Raw genomic sequence first — 18098 nt, 5'->3', positions numbered from 1 at the left:
AGCGTCGCGCGGCAGCCGTGGCACAACGGTGAAGGCCGCACCACAGCCCGTTCACCCGGCAGCGCCGGGCCCTGCCCGGCATCACCGTCGCCTGCGATTACCGCATCATTGCGCCAGATAGCCACCATCGATGGCGTAGTACGCGCCGGTCGCGAACGAGGCATCGTCGCTGGCCAGCCAGGCCACCAGCGCCGCAACTTCCTCGGCCTTGCCCAGCCGCTTCAATGCATGGCGGCCTTCCAGCGTGGCGCGCACCTTCGGGTCCATCTTCTCCAGCAGCGGTGTGCTGATGAAGCCCGGGCCGACCGCGTTGACACGGATGCCGTCGGCCGCATGCTCCCAGGCGGCGGTCTGGGTCAGCCCAACCACGCCGTGCTTGGCCGCCACGTACGCAGTGGAACCGGCATAGCCCACCTGGCCCAGGATCGAGGCCATGTTGATGATGCTGCCGCCGGTTCCAGCGGCTCGCATCGCCTGGATCTGCGCACGCTGGCACAGGAACACGCTGGTGAGGTTGACGTCGATAACCCGCTGCCAGCCATCGATCGGATAGTCATCGCTGCTGGCAGCCGGCCCGCCGATACCGGCGTTGTTGACCGCCACATGCAGGCCGTCGAGTTCCTTGATCGTGCGCTGTACTGCCGCCTCCACCGCAGCGTCGTCGGTGACGTCCAGCGCGATGCCGATGGCCTGTGCACCCGCATCCCGCAACTGCGCCACGGTGGCATCGACCGCATCCTGCTTCAGATCCCAGACCGAGATCCGCGCGCCGGACGCCGCCAGGGTCTGCGCCACAGCCAGGCCTATACCGGACACGCCGCCGGTCACGATCGCGGTCTTGCCGGTGAGCTGGTAGTCAATCATCTGCGTTCTCCATCAGTGGGGGTATCGAAGTGGCCTGCAACAGCCAACCGCCCCACCCTACGCGTGCGCCCGTGATGGCCTGGCTGACATCGCGTCCATGGCGGATCGTTCCAGCCATGAAACCTCAACTCAAGTTGATGTATGGAATTGCGTACGGATATGCATGCAAAACGCTGGCGTATGTTCGGCGGCATTTTCAATTTGGCCGTAATCGTCAATCGTTTTGACCATATTTAAATCAAAAGCGCGCGAATCGAGGCGACAATGGGAAACGTTTCCATTTTCTCCGACACATTCAATTCAACCTGGTGTTCCCCCCACCCTCCAGAGTGCCCATGCCACTGCTTCCCAGCATGTCTCACGGGTAACGACCGGATCTGCATCTGTGTTGCAGAGTGCGTGGGCGAGGTAATGCCAGCGTCCACCTCCAAAGCACGTGCCGAGCGATGTCCCGATATTTCACTTTTGCTGATTACCGCCGCTTCGGCCACCGCCATGGCTTCGATTACCGCGCCGACCCGGAACACCTGCGCGACGACCAGTGGGCCGGCCATGGCGAGGTCAACGAGCAGTTCCTGCGCGGCGGCATGAGCCTGATCGCCTCCGACGTCCATAATCGCTTTCCTTATGTGGCGACCGCCCATCAGAGTCCCGGCCTGGCCATCCGCGTGATGCTGCAGGGCCAGGTCGATGTGCGCATTCCGCGACGCGCTGGTTTCACCCTGCGCGCTGGCACGGCAATGACCGCGCACCACCGCGAACAGGTCGAGATGACGGGTGCGCATCCCGGCGAAACGCGCATGCGCGGCGTCAGCGTGATGGTGCCCGGCCAGATCGACCCGGACCTGTTCCATCTGCCGCAGCTGGAAGCCGCGCTCAACACCCACCTGGAATGCCGCCACTGGGCCATTCCGCATACCCTGCTGCCAGTGCTGGGCCAGCTGTTCGACAGCCCATGGGAGGACGGCATCGACGCCTTGTGGCGGGAAGGCGTCGCACTGCAGCTGCTGGCCGTTGGCCTGAAGGCCGAGGATCTGCAGACCGACCATGTACGAACGCTGCGCGCGGGCCAGCGCGAGCGGCTGGAGCGTGTGCGCGCCTACCTGCACGACGATCCCAGCCATGCCCACAGTCTGATCGAACTGGCCCAGTTGGCCTGCATGAGCCCGAGCTCGCTGCGCCGTCATTTCGCCCAGCAGTACGGCTGCTCGGTATTCGACTACCTGCACGAGCAGCGCATGCGCCACGCCGAACAGGGGCTGCGCGAAGACGGATGGACGGTTGAGCAGGCCGCCGCCGCCAGTGGTTACCGCCACCCCAGCAACTTCGCCGCTGCATTCCGCAAACGTTTCGGCCTGGTACCCAGCCGCTGGCGCACGGGCCCCTCGAAGGTGGGCTGAAGGCTGGTGCCCTGATAGGTGTCGACCTTGGTCGACACGCTCCCGTGCCATCGCGGAGGCCGGCCAGCGGCCGGCACTACCAACGCCGCCGGGCATGGCCCGGCGCTACCGACACCGCACATCCCTGGGTAGCGCCGGGCCATGCCCGGCGTCACCCTGGCCGCTTCAATACACCGGCAGATCGATGTAGCTCGCCTGTGCCGCGCTGTGCCAGACCCGCTGCGTGGCCTTCTGGTAATCGCCCGGCTTGGCCAGGTAGATGTTCGGCACGTAGGTCTGCGGGTTGCGGTCGTACAGCGGGAACAGGCTGGACTGCACCTGCACCATCACCCGGTGCCCCTTCTGGAAGGTGTGGTTGGCGTTGGGCAGATCGAAGCGGTACGGCAGCACTTCGTTGGCCGCCAGCGGCTTCGGATCACTGAAGCTCTCGCGGTAGCGGCCACGGAAGATCGCCAGCGACACCGGCAACTCATAGCCCCCCATCTCCGGCGTGGACGCTTCCTGGTCCGGATACACATCGATCAACTTCACCACCCAGTCGCTGTCGGTGCCACTGGTCGAGGCCTGCAGATGCACCACCGGTGCGCCGCCGATGCGCAGCGGCGCGGCCAGCGGTTCGGTGATGAAGGTCAGCACGTCCGGGCGACCATCGACGAAGCGCTGGTCCTTGACCAGCCAGGTGGTCCACATGTCGCGGTCACCGAAACGTACCGGGCGCGGCACGAACGGCACCGGCTTGGCCGGATCGGACACATACTCCTCGAAGTCGCCCTCGCCCGCCGCCGGCGCCTGGAACGCCAGCTTGCCGCCGGCGCGCAGGAACAGCGGCTTGCTGCTGGCGGCACAGCCCTTGTCGCAGCTGCGCGGCCAACCCTTCAGGCGATCCCAGTGGTTCTCACCGGTGTTGTAGATCAGCACCGGCGGCGTGTCCGCCTTCGGCGCACCGTCCACCAGGTACTGGTCGAAGAACGGCTTGAGTACATCACGGCGGAACTGCAGCGCGGTATCGCCATCGAACTTCAGCGCGCCCAGTTCGCTGCCGCTGTAGTTCACCTGGCTGTGCCGCCACGGCCCCATCACCAGGTAATTGCGGTTGTTGCCGCTGTCGCGCCCTTCCATGGCCTGGTAGGCATGGTTGGCACCCCACATGTCCTCCTGGTCCCACAGGCCCTGCAGCCACATGGTCGGCACCTTCAGCGGTGTTTTCGCCATCACCGCATCCAGCGCCTGGCCCTGCCAGAACCCGTCATAGGCCGGATGCTCAACCAGCTTCTTCCACCAGGTCAGCTGGTCCACACCGGTGAAGCGCGCGTAGTCGCCGGCCGAACCGATGCGCAGGAAGGTGCTGTAGTCGTCGTAGCCGAGGCTGGGCAGCGGCGTGCCCTTGCCGCGCTTCTCGGTCTGCATCGCGAAATAGTTGAAGTTGACCTGGCGGAACGCACCGTAGTTGAGCCAGTCGTCGCCCATCCAGCCATCGACCATCGGGCTCTGCGGCGCAGCCACCTTCAGTGCCGGATGCGGGTCGGTCAGCGCCATCACCACGGTGAAGCCCTCGTACGACGAGCCGAGCATGCCGACCTTGCCATTGCTCTCCGGTACGTTCTTCACCAGCCAGTCGATGGTGTCCCAGGCATCGGTGGAGTGGTCCACCTTGGTGTTGTTCAACGGCCCGCGCAGCGGCCGGGTCATCACGTAATCGCCTTCGGAGCCGTACTTGCCGCGGATGTCCTGGAACACGCGGATGTAACCGCCGTCGACGAACACCTCGTCGCCCTGCGGTAGCAGGTCGCGCATGCGTGGCGAATCACTGCGGCTGGCGCGGCCAGCGGCATCGTAAGGTGTGCGGGTCAGCAGGATCGGCGCGTTGCGGACGCCCTTGGGCACCACGATCACCGTATACAGCTTGGTGCCGTCACGCATCGGCACCATCACCACGCGCTTGTCGTAGTCGCGACCGACATCAGGGGCAACGAAGGGCTTGCCGCTGATGTCCGGGGTCATCGGCGGGGTATCGGCGGCCAGCACGGTGCTGGACAGGCAAAGGGCAATGGCTACAGCGACGGCACGCACACGCATGGACAACCCCTCCCGGCAGGAAAGCCTCAAGCCTACTCCTGCCCCGAGCCGTGAAGTGTGTGCGGGCTTTGCATTCTGCGGTGGATGCAGGCAGGACTGATGGCACATGTGCTGCCCGACGGGCACGCATCCATCTGGCCGTTGTAGAGCCGAGCCCACGCTCGGCTGGGGCCACCGCAACCTCCCCGAAGAGCAGCCGAGCCTGGGCTCGGCTCTACAACATCAGGCTGCCGTTACTTCATGCAACGCCAGCCAACGCCAACGGCCGTCTTCCTGCCGCAGCACGGCCAGTGCTTCACGCCAGGCCATCCCACCTTCAGCAACGCCCTGCCCTTCACGGTAGCGCAGCATCGCCAACGGTGCCGGCACCGCAATGAACTGCAGGGCATCGATTTCGATACGCAAGCCCGGGCGGGCACCATGGCCGCCAGCGAACATGCCGGCCAGGGCTTCGCGGTCCAGGCGCTGCCCGGCAATACCGACCATGCTGAAGTCGGTGCAGAAATGATCCATCAGCGCATCCAGCGTACTGGCGGCTGCTTCCGCACGGAACCAGGCCTGCAGCTTGGCGATCAGATCATGGAACTCGTTCTCTGCGGTCATCGTCATTGCATTGTCTCGGGTTGGGAAAGAGAGATCGATTGCGGCCGACGCAGCAATACCATCGGCAGCAGAGTCAGTAGGGCGGCCAGCCCCAGCGCCACGCGCGTGGCGTTTGCCGGCAGCCATTGCATGGCCAATGCCAGCAGCAGCGCAATGGCGGCGGTACCGAGGCAGAAGCTGAGCTGACGGTTGAGGTTCCAGAGGGCACTGGCATCGCCCAGCGCTTCACCCTCCACGCCCTGGAAGGCCAGCGTCTGCGCCGTGCTGCTGCACAGGCTGCCGCCCGCCCCCATCAGCGCGAACAACAGCGCGGCCAACGCGAAGGCCGGCTGCGGCAGCAGCGCCATCAACAGCATGCCGCTGGCCTGCAGCAGCATGCCCGTACGCAGTACCGTGGCCGGGCCGAAGCGAGCCAGCAGGCGCTTGCTGGCCGTGATCGCAGTGGCCGAGGCCAGCGCCCACGGCAGCATCAGCGCGCCGATGCGTGCCGCGCTGTAACCGGCCTGGTGGAGCTGCAGGGTACTGACCAGCTGGCTGCCGATGAATACACCGGGTACGGCCAGATAGATCAGCATCGCCAGCCGCAGCCCACGATGCGACAGCAACGACCAGCGCAGGAGGGGCTGCGCCTGCCGACGCGCAAGCCGCAGGTGGGCCACCGCCAGCAGCAGTGCGACCAGCAACAACACGGCACCTGCGCCGCGGTGTCCGGACTCACCCAGCCAGGTCAGCGCCAGCAGCAGCGCGCCCAGCGCCAGCATCGCGGTGGACAGCGCATAGGCCTGCAGCCGCGGCGCACTGCGCACGCCATCGGCCGGCATCCATGCCAGCACAAGCGCGATCGCCACCACCGCCAAGGGCAGGCTGGCCCAGAGCACGCCGCGCCAGGTCAACCACTGCACCAACAACCCGCCCAACGCGGGCGCCAGTGCCGGTACCAGCAACGCCACCAGCAGGATGCGCCGGGTCAGTGCACCTCGCTGATCCGCCGTGCATTGCCGGTACGCCGCGGCCTGCGCGACCGGAATCAGCAGGCCACCGGCCAGCCCCTGCAGCAGGCGCCAGCCGAGCAGCCAGCCGATACCCGGCGCTGCGCCAGCCAGCACAGCGGCAACCGCGAACAACAGCAACGCCACCAGCAGCAAGCGACGCTCGCCGCAGCGCGCAGCCAGCCAGGGCGCCAACGGAATCACCACGCTCAGGCCCAGCATGTAGGCGGTGCCGACCCAGGCCAGGGTGCTGATATCAGCGTGCAGTTCCGCCGCCAAGGCCGGATAGGCCACCGTGGCGATGAACATGTTGACCAGATCCAGGGCGAACACCAGCAGGAAGATCGCCTCATGGCGCAGGCGGGGGGACGGCATCGGCGGCGCTCCAGCAGAGAAGCGGCCAGCATGCCGTGCGGGCCTTGTTGGAAAAACACGACGACAGCTGCAACACTGTCAAATCTGTTTTGACAATAGATCGCCATGGTCAGCCTCGATCGCTTCGATATCTTCCGCGCCGTGGTCGAGGCCGGCAGCCTGACCGCCGCCGCCGATCGCCTCGGCCTCAGCCGCGCGGTGGTCAGCTTCAACCTGAAGCGGCTGGAACAGGAGCTGGGCGTGACCCTGCTGCTGCGCAGTACCCGGCACCTGGCCCTGACCGAGGCTGGCGAGCAGTTCCTGCAGCACTGCGTGCAGGCGCTGGACGCCGCCCAGGCGGCGATCGATGCCGCGCGCCGCGACCAGCACCAGCTGCAGGGCGTACTGCGCCTGACCACCACGCCGGAGTACGCCCAGCTCCGCTTGATTCCTGCGTTGGAGGCGTTCCGTGCGCGGCACCCGGCCCTGCAGCTGCACCTGTCGACCTCACCGGCACCGGCCGACCTGATTCCCGAACGCTTCGACCTGGCGATCCGCCTCGGCCGCCTGCCGGACTCTGGGCTGCATGCCAGCGAACTGGAACGGCATCCACTGTGCGCGGTAGCGGCTCCGTCCCTGTTGGCACGCCTGCCCTCTGCCGATGCTGCCGATGACCCCGTGCAGCTGGGTTCCCTGCCCCGCCTGGGCTACCCGCGTCTGGCCGACGTGCCGGTGGTGGCACCGGATGGCAGCGATGTCCTGTTCGCCACCAACCCCGGCAACGCGGTGGTGCGCGTGGATGGTGCCAGCAGCCTGCGCGCCTTCGCCGTGGCCGGTGCCGGCGTCACCGTGCTGCCGCGCTGGCTGATCGAGGACGATCTGGCCCAGGGTCGGCTGCGACCGGTACTGCGCCAGCACCGCTTCCCGCAGCAGAGCGTGTACGCGGTCTACCCGCACAGCACGCAGCCCTCGCCAAAGGTACGGCAGCTGATTGATTTCCTGCGCGGGTGGTTTGGCAGCGCGCCTGTGTAGAGCCGAGCCCATGCTCGGCTGCGTGTCGGCTCGGCCTTGGCCGTTCATCAGCCGAGCATGGGCTCGGCTCTACAGAAACACCTCAAACAAACACGGCCCCTTCCGGGGCCGTGTCTTCAAGGCATCAGCGCAGCACCTGCTCCACCAACTGCACGTCCACCGTCTGCAGCGGCTCGGCGGCATTGCGCGACAGCTGCACCTGGTAGGTGCCGCCGTCGATCTTCCACTGGCGGGCCTGCGCATCGTAGTGCGCCAGCGTCTTCGGCTCGGCTTCGATGCGGATGCGACGCTGTTCGCCCGGCTGCAGGGTCACCTTGTCATAGCCGATCAGGCGGATCGGCGTGGTGCTGCCGGCCGGCAGCTTCAGGTACAGCTGGGCCACGTCGGCACCGGCGCGCTTGCCGGTGTTGCGAATGTCCACGCTGGCGACCAGGCGCGAGCCTTCCACACTCACCTTGAGGTTTTCATAGGCGAACGAGGTGTAGGACAGGCCATGACCGAACGCGAAGGTGGGCTTCAGGCCCTTGGCCGCCATCCACTTGTAACCGACGTTGGCACCTTCGATATCGAAATCGAACACATCACCGAACGGCTTGGCCGGCTTGAAGCCGAGGCCGTCGATGTGCGGGCGCGGCAGCTGCGATTCGTCCACCACCCAGGTCACCGGCAGGCGGCCGGACGGATTGACCTGGCCGGTCAACAGCGCGGCAATGCCTTCGCCACCGCGGATGCCCGGGTACCAGGCCTGCAGCATCGCCGGCACCTGCGCCAGCCATGGCGTGCGCACCGGCCCATTGGTTTCCAGCACCAGCACCGTCTTCGGGTTGGCCTTGCCCACCGCCGAGATCAGCGCGTCCTGGTTGTCCGGCAACTGCATGTCCGGCAGATCCACCGATTCGGCGGCCCACTGGGTGGCGAACACGATGGCGACGTCGGCCTGCGCGGCAGCCCTGGCCGCGGCGGCGGCGTTGGTGCCGTCCACGTACTCGATGGTCGCGTCCGGACGCGCTGCGCGCAGCGATTCCAGCGGCGAGGACGGGTGGAAGATCACCGGGCCCGGCCAGGTGGTCGGCAGCACGCCCGGCACTGCATTGGTGCCCTTGGCGGTCACGCCCACCATCGACGAACCGCCGCCACCAATCACGCCCTTGTCGGCGTGGCCACCGATGATGACGATGCGCTTCACCGTGTCGGCTAGCGGCAGCAGGTTGCCTTCATTGCGCAGCAGCACGCTGCCCTCTTCCACCGTGCGCTGGGCGACGGCGAAGCCGGCCTCGGCATCGACCTTCTGGTGCTGCGGCGGGTTGTCGAAGTTGCCATGCAGGAACATCGTGCGCAGGATGCGCGCGACCATGTCATTCAGGCGCGCCTGCGGCACCACGCCGCCATGCACGGCCAGGCGCAGCGGCTCATCGAAGAACACCGCCGCGTCGAACACTTCGCCGGCCGACTGCTGGTCCAGGCCGGCCAGCGCCGCCTTCGAACCGCTGTGCACGCCACCCCAGTCGGACATCACGAAACCGGGGAACTTCCATTCCTGCTTCAGCACCTGGTTCATCAGGTAGCCGTTCTCGCAGCCGTAGGTGCCGTTGATCTTGTTGTACGAGCACATCGCCACGCCCGGGCGGCCGGCTTCCAGCGCGATCTCGAAGGCCAGGAGGTCCGACTCGTGCATGGCCTGTTCGCCAATGCGCACGTCGTGGAAGTTGCGGCGGGTCTCCATGTCGTTCAGCGCGAAGTGCTTCATCGAGGAGATCACATGCTGGCTCTGCACGCCCTGGATCAGCGCGCCGACCATCGAACCGGCCAGCAGCGGATCTTCACCGGCATATTCGAAGTTGCGGCCATTGCGCGGATCACGTTGCAGGTTGACGCTGCCCGACAGCAGGATGTTGAAGCGCTGCTGCCATGCCTCGCGGCCCATGGTCGCGCCACCCGCGAAGGCGACCTGCCGGTTCCAGCTCGATGCGGTGGATGGGCCCGATGGCATCGCCGTGGCGAAATCACCCGGGCGGATGCCGCCCGGATTGGTCACGCCGACGCCGGCATCGGCCGACTGCTGCGACGGAATGCCCAGCCGCGCCACGCCCGGCACGTAACCGGCCGAACCGACCGCGCCTTCCGGCAGCGGGCCACCGTCCTTGCCCAGCCCGAAGTAGCTGTGCAGCATCTGGAACTTCTCGTCCTCGGTCATCGCCTTCAGCAGCAGCGCAGCGCGCGCATCGGCGTTGAGGGTGGTGTCCATCCACGGCCTGTCGCCATGTTTGTCGGCGGCATAGGCCAGGGTCAGCAGGGTGGCGCGCAGGGTGTTGCCTTCCAGCTTGAACGGCGCACTGCTGGCGGCCTGGAAACCATCGCTGAAATAGCTGGCATCGGCTTCCAGGGCGACACGCGCCGGATCGAAGCCGGCGGCCTTGGCCGATTCACCGGCCACCGCACCGAGCAGCACCGCCGGTGCACCCAGCCGCGAACGGGTGACCAGCGCTGGCAGCCGGGCGGCACCTGCACCGGCATCGGTATAGACCGCCACCGTGTGGCGGCCATCGTCCAGGCGCAGGTAGCTCAGGCCCGGCTGGTCCGGGCCGGATTCAGCGGCGATCGGCAGCCGGGTCAGCACGGCCTGGCCGCGCTGGATCTGGCCATCGTCCCTGCCGGCGGCGATGAAGCGGTACTCGTAGCCCAGGCCATCGGCCAGCACCTGCAGCGGATCGACCTGCCCAATGCCGCGCTGCACCTGGCGCACGCTCACCGCGTCCACCTGCAGGGTCTTCAGCTGGGCGGCCAGGGCCGGCATCGTCTCGGCGGTCGGGGCCTGTTCCAGGGTCAGCACAGTGAACGCGGCGGGGTCGGCCCAGGCCGGGGCGGCCAGTGCGACAGACAGGGCCAGGGACAGTGCAAGCGGCTTTGTAAACGTTTTCATCGGCAGGCGTAATTCCGTTGCCAAGGCAATCGGTCCAGGGAAAGTGCCGCCGAAGGGTGCAGCGTTCATGCCGCGCAGGAATTGCCAGGCAACCTCCCGCAGGCCGAAGAACGGGCCGGTCTGCGCCTGGGACCCTCCTCCCGGCGTGACAACCTGCCTGTCCGGGCCGCGCAGGGCGACCCAATCCTGTGAAGATTGTGCGAGGGCGTTCACACCTGTCAACAGGACCTAAGTCACAGAGGCAACCCGGCCAGCGGTTATCAGGCCATCACCGGCGGTCATCAGCAGGCCGCGTGGGGCTGCCGATAATGAGGTGTCACCGGCCCTGGACCCCGCCCATGAACATACACCGCGACTTCGATCATCTCTGGCGTGACCGCTGTGATACCTCCACCCAGCGCAGCCCACGCGTGCTGATCCGGGTATTCGTTGCCCCTGGCGAACTGGAGCGCAGCGTGGCGTTCTACGAGCAGTTGCAGGGTGTGGTGGCCGATGCGGGCTTCCCGTTTCCCGATGCCGGCCTACGCCTGGCGATGGTCGGTGCATTCCTGCTGATCGAAGGTTGCGATGAGGCGCTGGCGCCATTCACTTCGACCACGGGGACGCTGCTGGTCGATGACGTTCGGCCCTATCACGACAAACTGGTCGCGGCCGGTGCCGAGATCATCTTCCCGCTGCAGGTGGTGCCGACCGGGGCGGCGTTCAATGCGGTGCATCCCGATGGCACGGTGGTCGAGTACGTGCATCACCGGCCGGATCCGCACGGGCGGTGAGGGTGCGCGCGGCCGGGCTGCGCCCGGCACCCGCAGAGGCAACGGCCAATGCAACAGCAGAAGCAAAAGCTGGGTTCCTGTGGGGTGGCGGGGTGGGTCCGGTTGCGGGGGACGGCGCAAGTACGTCCATGTAGCCTCGGTCGCCGCTTGCTCGTGTGCGCTGTCCTGCGCACACGGCAAGACCTGGGTTGGGCGTCCTGCCCAACCCGCCCGAGGCATGCCTCGGGCCCATGGCGCTCACGCCCCCGCAACCGGACCCACCCCGCCTTCGACAATTCGCCGCAATCTGCAGTAGATCCACGCCAGGCGTGGATGCTCTTCGATCAATCGTCGAATTAATCGATTTCGATGGAGATTCATCCACGCATGGCGTGGATCTACAATCCCTCCATGTCCTCCCCCGCCTTGCCCTGGAATGGCACGCTGCTGCTGGATGCTCACGTGGCGGTGCTGCAGGGCCATGCCGGTGACAGCAGCGTACATGCGCACTACGCCCATCAACTGCTGCTGAGCGACGGTACGCCCTGGCAGGTCGAAGTCGATGGCGTACGGCAGCAGGGCCAACGGCTGTGGCTGCCCTCCTTCCAGACGCATGCGATCCTGTCGGCGCCGGAAGCGGGCTGCACGGTGTTCCTCGAACCCGCGCATGCCGATTCCACGCAGATCCGGCAGCATCTGCACGCACTGCCGGGCAATACCATGGAGCTACGCGACTGGCTGCCACGGCTGAGCCGCCCACAACCGCTGGACCGCCGCGTGCAGGCGGCATTGGCCCGTATCGCCCAGCACCTGCCTGACCCGGTGCCGGCCGCCGATATCGCCGAGGCGGCGCACCTGTCGGCCAGCCAGCTGCACCGGCGTTTCCAGTCCGACCTGGCGGTGACACTGCGCGGCTGGGTACTGTGGCAACGCCTGCGCAATGCACTCACGCATCATCTGCACGGCCACAGCCTGACCGACAGTGCGCATGCCGCTGGATTCGCCGATCTGGCCCATCTGTCGCGCAGCCTGCGCCGCATGTTCGGCATCAGTGCCGCGCAACTGCAGGGCCTGCAGCTTCACGCGGCCTGACACAGCCCATCATCCGCGCCTGCGCAGACCTTCCGGCAGTTCCGGCACCTCGCCATGCGGCAGTTCGCGGAACGGCGCCAGCAGCTGTCCCGGATAATCGCGCGGATAGTCCGGTTGGCTGCCGATGCCAAGGTCGCGATGCTGCAGCCGATAGCCCGGCGCATCGAAGGCGGTCCCCAGCAGATGATCCCAGACGGTCAGGAACAGGCCGAAGTTGACGTCGCCGGCGGTGCCGTAACGCATGTGGTGGAAGCGGTGCAGCGGCGCCCACGCCATGATCCGGCCCAGCACACCCGGGCGCATGTCCACGTTGGAATGCTGCAGCAACAGCTGGATGGCGATGGCGAAGGCCAGCACCGCCGCCACCGGCATCGGCAGGCCCAACAGCAGCAGCGGCAGCACGCCGCCCACCGCTTCGGCGGCCTGGTGCAGTGGGTGTTTCATCAGCCCGTTGAAGCCATACATGCGGGTTACGCTGTGATGCACGGCATGCAGACGCCATAGCCAGCCGATGCGATGGCTGGCGTAGTGCACCAGGGTGATGCCGAGATCGGCAGCGATGATCGCCACCAGTAGCTGCAGTGCGAACGGCCACTGCAGCGGCCACAACTGCCACGGAATGATCGCCGCCAGCAGCGGCACCGCCGCGATCGACAACAGGTTCAGGCCTTCGTTGACCAGCGCGTGCAGGGCGTCACGCACACGGTCGCCGTGGTCGCGGTTGAACGCAGGGTCATACGGCCAGGCGCGCTCGGCGACGAACGAAACCGCAATGGCGATCGTCAGCAGGGCCAGCAGCCACAACGGATCGCCATGGCAGTGGCCGACCCAGACGACGGCAGTGGCGACGAATCCAAGCAGGAACAGCGGGGCATACAGGCGGAGCATCCAGTGCTTCATGGGCAACCCGGGAAGTGAGGGGCCTGCATGCTGGCGTGGCGTGTGGGTTGCTGGCTTGAACAAACGGCGCAACCCTGCGGGCACCACGCTTCCCACATCCACGCATGGCGTGGATCTACAATGACGCTCTCATCGCGCCCGGGACCGGCATGGACTCCTTCAACCTGATGCGCGCCTTCCGCCGCATCGTCGAACGCGGCGGGCTCGCTCGTGCCGCCGAAGACCTGGGCATGTCGCCGGCCGGCCTGAGCAAGCAGTTGCGCACGCTGGAAACGCACCTGGGCGTGGTGCTGCTGCAGCGGACCACGCGGCGCATGAGCCTGACCGAAACCGGCCACGCCTATTACCGCGAATGCTGCCGCCTGCTCGACGAGCTGGACGCGCTGGAACGCGGCATCGCCGAACAGCGCGGCGAGGTGGCCGGGCGCCTGCGCGTGAACGCGCCGCAGTCATTCGCACTGAGCACGCTGTCGCCGCTGCTGCCGCGCTTCCTGCAGCAGCATCCACAGTTATCGCTGGACCTGGTGATGGAAGATCGCCTGCTCGATGCAGTCGGTGAGGGTTTCGATGTGTCGCTGCGGCTGCGTGCCGAACTGGATGATTCACGCCTGGTGGCGCGCCGGCTGGCGTCGCTGCAGCAGGTGCTGTGCGCGGCCCCGTCCTACCTGCGGCAGCATCCGGCACCGCAGGCGGTGGACGATCTGCAGGCGCACAGCGTGCTGGCCTACAGCCTGTCCGACTCCCCCGGCAGCTGGCCGCTGCTCGGTCCCGATGGCCAGGTGACAATCACCCTGCCCGCGCGCGTCACCGTCAACAACAGCTTGCTGCTGCGCGACCTGCTGGTGGCCGGCATGGGCATCGGTGCCCTGCCCTCGTTCCTGGCCGCTTCGGCACTGGCCCAGGGCGAACTGCAGCAGGTGCTGCCCGACCACCGCTATCCGCCGCGCTTCGTGCATGCGGTCTACCCCACGTCGCGCCATCTGCAACCCAAGGTGCGTGCCTTCATCGATTTCCTGCACGCCGAGCTGCCCGGCTGCGCTGGCCTGGATTCGTAACCGCCAGCGAAAACTGAGCTGCCCGCGGCGTGCTGTTTCGGCCACGCCGCGCTGCCTAATCTGCCGCCTCCCCTCTCACCGATGGCAGGCAGATGTCTTCCGTTCCTTCCCCCGCCACCGCCGCGCCGGTGGTCGATTTCTTCCACGACGTGGTCTGCGGCTGGTGCTTCGTGCTGGCCCCGCGCCTGAAGCAGGTCTCCGCCGAACTCGGCATCCAGGTGCGCCACCGCAGCTTCGTGCTGCAGGACTCGCGCGCACAGATGGTCGAGGTGTTCGGCTCGATGGAGCGCGCCAAGGCGATCATCCTGCGCCACTGGACCGACTGCGCCGCGCATGAAGACACCGCGCGCATCGATATCGAAGGCATGCGCGCGCAGGACTTCGAGTATCCCTCCGGCTGGCTCGGCGCACTGGCCTGCCAGGCCGCCGGCATGCTCGGTGGCAACGACGCCCATGGCGCGATGTTCGATGCCGTGCAGTGGGCGCACCTGCACCAGCACCGCAACATCGGCGACGCCGAAGTCCTGCTGGATATCGCCGAAGCGCTGGGCCACCCGCGTGGCGCCTTCGCTGACCACATGCGCAGCGACGCAGTACGCCAGCGCGTGCAGGTCGATCGCGCCGAAGCCGCTGCCCTCGGCATCCGTTCCATACCCACCGTGATCGGCGGCAACGGCCTGCGCCTGCAGACCCTGCCGCTGCCACACCTGCGCCAGGCCCTGGCGCACCTGGTCGCGGCCTGAGCCGCACCCTCCCCCACCCTGCAAGGAGATTCCCCATGACCCCACGTACCCTGGCCACCGCGCTGGCCCTGCTGCTGGCCGGCACCGCCGCTTCCACCACCGTGTCCGCGCACGAACGCGTACCCTCCGGCCAGCAGGTCGGCACCAGCCCCTGGGGGCCGAAGGACGAGATCGGCCGCCTCAACCTGATCACCGAGGCCTCGCGTGCGGCGATCCTGTCGCGGGTCAGCGGCGGCAAGGCCTATGACCTGGCCACCGAGTACTACGTCGGCATGCCCAGCTGGCAGGATGCCGGCGACCCGCACTACCAGTTCTGGATGACCCACACCCCGCGCGGCACGGTGATGGATGATCCGATGGGCGTGGGCGAAACCATGAACCTCACCCGCAGCTACACCGGCACCGCGTTCTCGATGTACAGCCACACCGGCACCCACATCGATGCGCTGAACCACTTCGGCATCCATGGAAAGATCTGGAATGGCTTCGAGGCCGACAAACACCTCGGCGACCGTGGCTGGAATGTCACCGGCATCGAGAAGTTCCCGCCGTTGATCGCGCGTGGCGTGCTGATCGACGTGGCCACCGCCAAGGGCGTGGACATGCTGCCGGACAGCTACCGCGTCACCCGCCAGGACCTGAAGGATGCGCTGGCACGCCAGAAGGTGAAACTGCAGCAGGGCGACGTGGTGCTGATCCGCACCGGCCGCATGCGCCTGTTCGAACAGCCCAAGGCCTACATGGCCAACCCGCCGGGCATGGGCCTGGACGCGGCGCGCTTCCTGATCGAGGACAGCGGCGCGATGATCGTCGGTGCCGACAACCTCAGCTTCGAGACCTTCCCCTCGGAGGTGTCCGACGACTACGTGCCGCTGCACACCTACCTGCTGGCCCAGCAGGGCGCGCCGATCATCGAGCTGGTGGCGCTGGACGAACTGGCCCACGACAAGGTCTACGAGTTCGCCTTCATCGGCGGCCCGCTGAAGATCCGCGGTGGCGATGCCGCGCCGCTGCGCCCGGTCGCGCTGCCGGTCCGCCCGTAACCGGGGACATACCCGGGTAGCGCCGGGCCATGCCGGGGGGCCGACCTTGGTCGGCACCCCTACCCCTTCAGCAACCTGAAATCCGATCCTCCGATTTCATTAGTAATTCTACTCACAAGGCGAGTAGCATGTCCGGTCTCAGCCCCTGATACCGGCCCGTCGATACTCGCGTCATGCCCGCCGTTTCCGCCCGTTCCTGCCGCTTCCAGCCTGCCCGGCGCCTCCCCTGGAGGATCCGCTGATGGGTGCCGTCGTCGCCCTCGACCGGCTGCTTGACGGCCGCCAGCTGTGGCGCGGCCCGGCCCGCCAGGGGCCGGCCAGCGACCATCTGGCCAGCGGTCACCCGGCACTGGATGCGCGCCTGCCCGGCGGCGGCTGGCCCAGCAGCGGGCTATGCGAGGTACTGCAGGCCGCGCCCGGCGTCGGCGAACTGGCTCTGGTCTGGCCAGCGCTGGCGAAGCTGAGCCAGCGCGACCGCCCGATCGTGCTGGTCGCCCCACCCTATCGCCCGCACGCTCCGGCCTGGGCAGCGGCCGGGCTGGATCTGACCCAGCTGCAGATCATCCACGCCGCGCCGAAACAAGCGTTGTGGGCCACCGAACAGTGCCTGCGCTCGGCCGCCTGTGCAGCAGTGCTGTGCTGGCCACACCAGGCCGATGACCGCTCACTGCGCCGCCTGCAGGTGGCGGCCGACAGCGGCCAGTGCCTGGGTTTCGTGTTCCGCGAGGCGCAGGCGGCGCGCAATCCCTCCCCGGCCAGCCTGCGCCTGCAGCTCGACCACGGCCAGGTGCGGGTGCTGAAGTGCCGTGGCGGCCTGCCGCCGGCGCAGCCGTTGCCGCTGGCCATCGCCCACTGAGGCCGCGCCATGCACTGGGCCTGTCTGTTGTTGCCGCAGCTGGCGCTGGACAGCGTGCTGCGCCTGCAGCCCGACCCGCAGCGGCCACTGGTGCTGCTGCAGGGGCCGGCACAGCGTCGCGTACTGCGTGCGGTCAGCCCGTCGGCACGCGCAGCGGGGCTGCGCCCGGGCATGCTGCTGTCGGCTGCGCAGGTACTGGTGCAGGACCTGCATCTGCACGATTACGATCCCAGCGCCGAACAGCACACCCGGCAGCTGCTGGCCAGCTGGGCCTATGCCTACAGCTCGCAGGTCAGCCTCGATTTTCCGCACGCGCTGGTCATGGAAATCGGTGCCAGCCGTGCCCTGTTCGGCGACTGGCTGACGATCGAGCAGCGGCTGCGCAACGAACTGCATGAGCTTGGTTTCCGCCATCGCCTGGTGGCCGCACCCACCGCGCATGCCGCGCGCGTGCTGGCCAACGTTCACGACGGCCTCGGCATCGATGCGCAGCAGCTGCCAGCGGCACTGGCGCAGCTGCCCTTGCCGCGCTGTGGCCTGCCCAGCGAAGCAGTGACCGTACTCGGCCGTTCCGGCCTGCGCACGCTGGGTGCGGTGCTCGAGCTGCCGCGCGACAGCCTGGCCCGGCGCTTCGCACCGGACGTGCTGCAGCAGCTGGATGCGCTGCGCGGGCTGCCCACCGCGCCACTGCGCTACTACCAGCCACCGGACCGTTTCGATGCGCGCATCGAATTCGAATACGAGATCGAATCCAGCCAGGCCCTGCTGTTTCCGCTGCGTCGCCTGCTGCTGGACCTGGCCGCATTCCTGTGTTCGCGCGATGGCGGCGTGCAGCGCTTCGACCTGCATTTCGAGCACGACATGCTGCCGGCCAGCGTGCTGACCATCGGCCTGCTGGCGCCCGAGCGCGATCCCGCGCTGTTGTTCGAGATCGCACGCAACCGCATGGAAGCGTTTGCCCTGCCGGCCGGCAGCCGCGCACTGCGCCTGCAGGCCGAACAGCTGCCACCGTTCGTGCCCGCCGCGCGTGACCTGTTCGATACCCGGCCGGCACAGGCGATGCCCTGGAACCAGCTGCGCGAGCGCCTGCGCGCGCGGCTGGGCGATGACGCCGTGCAGCCGCTGGCGGTGCAGGCCGACCATCGTCCCGAACGCGCCAGTGGCATCCAGCCGCCAGCCAAGCCTCCGTCGTACTGGCCACTGCGCCCCGGCTGGCTGCTGGACACGCCGCAACCACTGCGTGATCCGCGGCTGCGCATCGTCACCGGGCCGGAGCGGATCGAATCGGGCTGGTGGGATCAGGCCGATGCACGGCGCGACTATTACGTGGTGGAAACTGCTCACGGCCAGCGCGGCTGGGCCTTTCGTGAGCGCAACGACCCGCATGCGCCGTGGATGCTGCACGGCTGGTTCGGCTGA

15 protein-coding genes are annotated in these 18098 nt (G+C 67.5%); 9 read left to right on the top strand and 6 right to left on the bottom strand.

All coding sequences use genetic code 11. From position 1 onward, the window contains the following. Nucleotides 1–105 precede the first annotated feature (105 nt). Nucleotides 106–864: an SDR family NAD(P)-dependent oxidoreductase gene (locus RI032_RS17430; protein ID WP_322547382.1), complete on the bottom strand. Its 759-nt coding sequence runs from the start codon at nt 862–864 to the stop codon at nt 106–108. A gap of 446 nt (nt 865–1310) precedes the next feature. Between RI032_RS17430 and RI032_RS17425 the strand changes: the two genes are divergently transcribed. Continuing rightward, the gene (locus RI032_RS17425) at nt 1311–2264 is read left to right on the top strand and encodes a helix-turn-helix transcriptional regulator (protein ID WP_260362357.1); all 954 of its coding nucleotides are present in this window, start codon (nt 1311–1313) and stop codon (nt 2262–2264) included. 165 nt (nt 2265–2429) lie between these two features. Here RI032_RS17425 and RI032_RS17420 read toward each other — a convergent pair whose 3' ends face one another. From RI032_RS17420 to RI032_RS17410, 3 genes are all read right to left on the bottom strand, one after another. Beyond that, a complete protein-coding gene (locus RI032_RS17420; RefSeq protein WP_134958719.1) occupies nt 2430–4340 on the bottom strand; it encodes a CocE/NonD family hydrolase in 1911 nt (636 codons plus the stop codon). 222 nt (nt 4341–4562) lie between these two features. After that, nucleotides 4563–4949 (bottom strand): DUF4440 domain-containing protein, encoded by a 387-nt coding sequence (locus RI032_RS17415; protein WP_019338312.1) that lies wholly within the window; start codon nt 4947–4949, stop codon nt 4563–4565. Next, entirely contained in the window at nt 4946–6307 is a 1362-nt protein-coding gene (locus tag RI032_RS17410; RefSeq protein ID WP_312250852.1) for an MFS transporter, read from the bottom strand. The genes RI032_RS17415 and RI032_RS17410 overlap by 4 nt, the downstream gene beginning before the upstream one ends. 105 nt (nt 6308–6412) lie before the next feature. Here RI032_RS17410 and RI032_RS17405 point away from each other — a divergent pair, with 105 nt between their 5' ends. Continuing rightward, the gene (locus RI032_RS17405) at nt 6413–7318 is read left to right on the top strand and encodes a LysR family transcriptional regulator (protein WP_134958718.1); all 906 of its coding nucleotides are present in this window, start codon (nt 6413–6415) and stop codon (nt 7316–7318) included. 124 nt (nt 7319–7442) lie between these two features. On the opposite strand, the gene RI032_RS17400 is transcribed toward RI032_RS17405, so the two are convergent. Beyond that, nucleotides 7443–10238: a beta-glucosidase family protein gene (locus RI032_RS17400; RefSeq protein ID WP_134958717.1), complete on the bottom strand. Its 2796-nt coding sequence runs from the start codon at nt 10236–10238 to the stop codon at nt 7443–7445. Nucleotides 10239–10576: 338 nt separating this feature from the next. Here RI032_RS17400 and RI032_RS17395 point away from each other — a divergent pair, with 338 nt between their 5' ends. Both RI032_RS17395 and RI032_RS17390 read left to right on the top strand, forming a co-directional pair. Further along, complete coding sequence (locus RI032_RS17395; RefSeq protein WP_010485036.1) at nt 10577–11011, top strand: VOC family protein; 435 nt, start codon at nt 10577–10579, stop codon at nt 11009–11011. Nucleotides 11012–11377: 366 nt separating this feature from the next. Continuing rightward, nucleotides 11378–12082 (top strand): helix-turn-helix domain-containing protein, encoded by a 705-nt coding sequence (locus RI032_RS17390; RefSeq protein ID WP_071305381.1) that lies wholly within the window; start codon nt 11378–11380, stop codon nt 12080–12082. Nucleotides 12083–12091: 9 nt separating this feature from the next. Here RI032_RS17390 and RI032_RS17385 read toward each other — a convergent pair whose 3' ends face one another. Then, nucleotides 12092–12970 carry a sterol desaturase family protein gene (locus RI032_RS17385; protein WP_322547381.1) on the bottom strand — a complete coding sequence of 293 codons (879 nt, stop codon included), beginning with the start codon at nt 12968–12970 and terminating at the stop codon, nt 12092–12094. Between the two features lie 116 nt (nt 12971–13086). Here RI032_RS17385 and RI032_RS17380 point away from each other — a divergent pair, with 116 nt between their 5' ends. From RI032_RS17380 to RI032_RS17360, 5 genes are all read left to right on the top strand, one after another. Next, nucleotides 13087–14037 carry a LysR family transcriptional regulator gene (locus RI032_RS17380; protein ID WP_322547380.1) on the top strand — a complete coding sequence of 317 codons (951 nt, stop codon included), beginning with the start codon at nt 13087–13089 and terminating at the stop codon, nt 14035–14037. A 92-nt stretch (nt 14038–14129) separates the two neighbouring features. Continuing rightward, nucleotides 14130–14780: a DsbA family oxidoreductase gene (locus RI032_RS17375; protein ID WP_010485027.1), complete on the top strand. Its 651-nt coding sequence runs from the start codon at nt 14130–14132 to the stop codon at nt 14778–14780. Between the two features lie 35 nt (nt 14781–14815). After that, nucleotides 14816–15823 (top strand): cyclase family protein, encoded by a 1008-nt coding sequence (locus tag RI032_RS17370; protein ID WP_057504137.1) that lies wholly within the window; start codon nt 14816–14818, stop codon nt 15821–15823. A 241-nt stretch (nt 15824–16064) separates the two neighbouring features. Further along, nucleotides 16065–16679, top strand: coding sequence for a translesion DNA synthesis-associated protein ImuA (gene imuA / locus RI032_RS17365; protein ID WP_053443224.1), 615 nt, complete (start codon nt 16065–16067; stop codon nt 16677–16679). A gap of 9 nt (nt 16680–16688) precedes the next feature. After that, nucleotides 16689–18098, top strand: coding sequence for a Y-family DNA polymerase (locus RI032_RS17360; RefSeq protein ID WP_049454635.1), 1410 nt, complete (start codon nt 16689–16691; stop codon nt 18096–18098).

The sequence above is a fragment of the Stenotrophomonas geniculata genome (assembly GCF_034508895.1).
Lineage (GTDB): Bacteria > Pseudomonadota > Gammaproteobacteria > Xanthomonadales > Xanthomonadaceae > Stenotrophomonas > Stenotrophomonas geniculata.
The sequence above is the reverse complement of the archived record's forward strand: the minus strand, read 5'-3'. Positions and strand labels throughout refer to the sequence as shown.

Coding starts and splice junctions, on each gene's coding strand:
- RI032_RS17395 (WP_010485036.1), top strand. CDS start 10,577: ATGAACATACACCGCGACTTCGATCATCTCTGGCGTGACCGCTGTGAT.
- RI032_RS17430 (WP_322547382.1), bottom strand. CDS start 864: ATGATTGACTACCAGCTCACCGGCAAGACCGCGATCGTGACCGGCGGC.
- RI032_RS17390 (WP_071305381.1), top strand. CDS start 11,378: ATGGCGTGGATCTACAATCCCTCCATGTCCTCCCCCGCCTTGCCCTGG.
- RI032_RS17385 (WP_322547381.1), bottom strand. CDS start 12,970: ATGCTCCGCCTGTATGCCCCGCTGTTCCTGCTTGGATTCGTCGCCACT.
- RI032_RS17425 (WP_260362357.1), top strand. CDS start 1,311: ATGTCCCGATATTTCACTTTTGCTGATTACCGCCGCTTCGGCCACCGC.
- RI032_RS17420 (WP_134958719.1), bottom strand. CDS start 4,340: ATGCGTGTGCGTGCCGTCGCTGTAGCCATTGCCCTTTGCCTGTCCAGC.
- RI032_RS17370 (WP_057504137.1), top strand. CDS start 14,816: ATGACCCCACGTACCCTGGCCACCGCGCTGGCCCTGCTGCTGGCCGGC.
- imuA (WP_053443224.1), top strand. CDS start 16,065: ATGGGTGCCGTCGTCGCCCTCGACCGGCTGCTTGACGGCCGCCAGCTG.
- RI032_RS17360 (WP_049454635.1), top strand. CDS start 16,689: ATGCACTGGGCCTGTCTGTTGTTGCCGCAGCTGGCGCTGGACAGCGTG.
- RI032_RS17375 (WP_010485027.1), top strand. CDS start 14,130: ATGTCTTCCGTTCCTTCCCCCGCCACCGCCGCGCCGGTGGTCGATTTC.
- RI032_RS17405 (WP_134958718.1), top strand. CDS start 6,413: ATGGTCAGCCTCGATCGCTTCGATATCTTCCGCGCCGTGGTCGAGGCC.
- RI032_RS17415 (WP_019338312.1), bottom strand. CDS start 4,949: ATGACGATGACCGCAGAGAACGAGTTCCATGATCTGATCGCCAAGCTG.
- RI032_RS17380 (WP_322547380.1), top strand. CDS start 13,087: ATGGCGTGGATCTACAATGACGCTCTCATCGCGCCCGGGACCGGCATG.
- RI032_RS17400 (WP_134958717.1), bottom strand. CDS start 10,238: ATGAAAACGTTTACAAAGCCGCTTGCACTGTCCCTGGCCCTGTCTGTC.
- RI032_RS17410 (WP_312250852.1), bottom strand. CDS start 6,307: ATGCCGTCCCCCCGCCTGCGCCATGAGGCGATCTTCCTGCTGGTGTTC.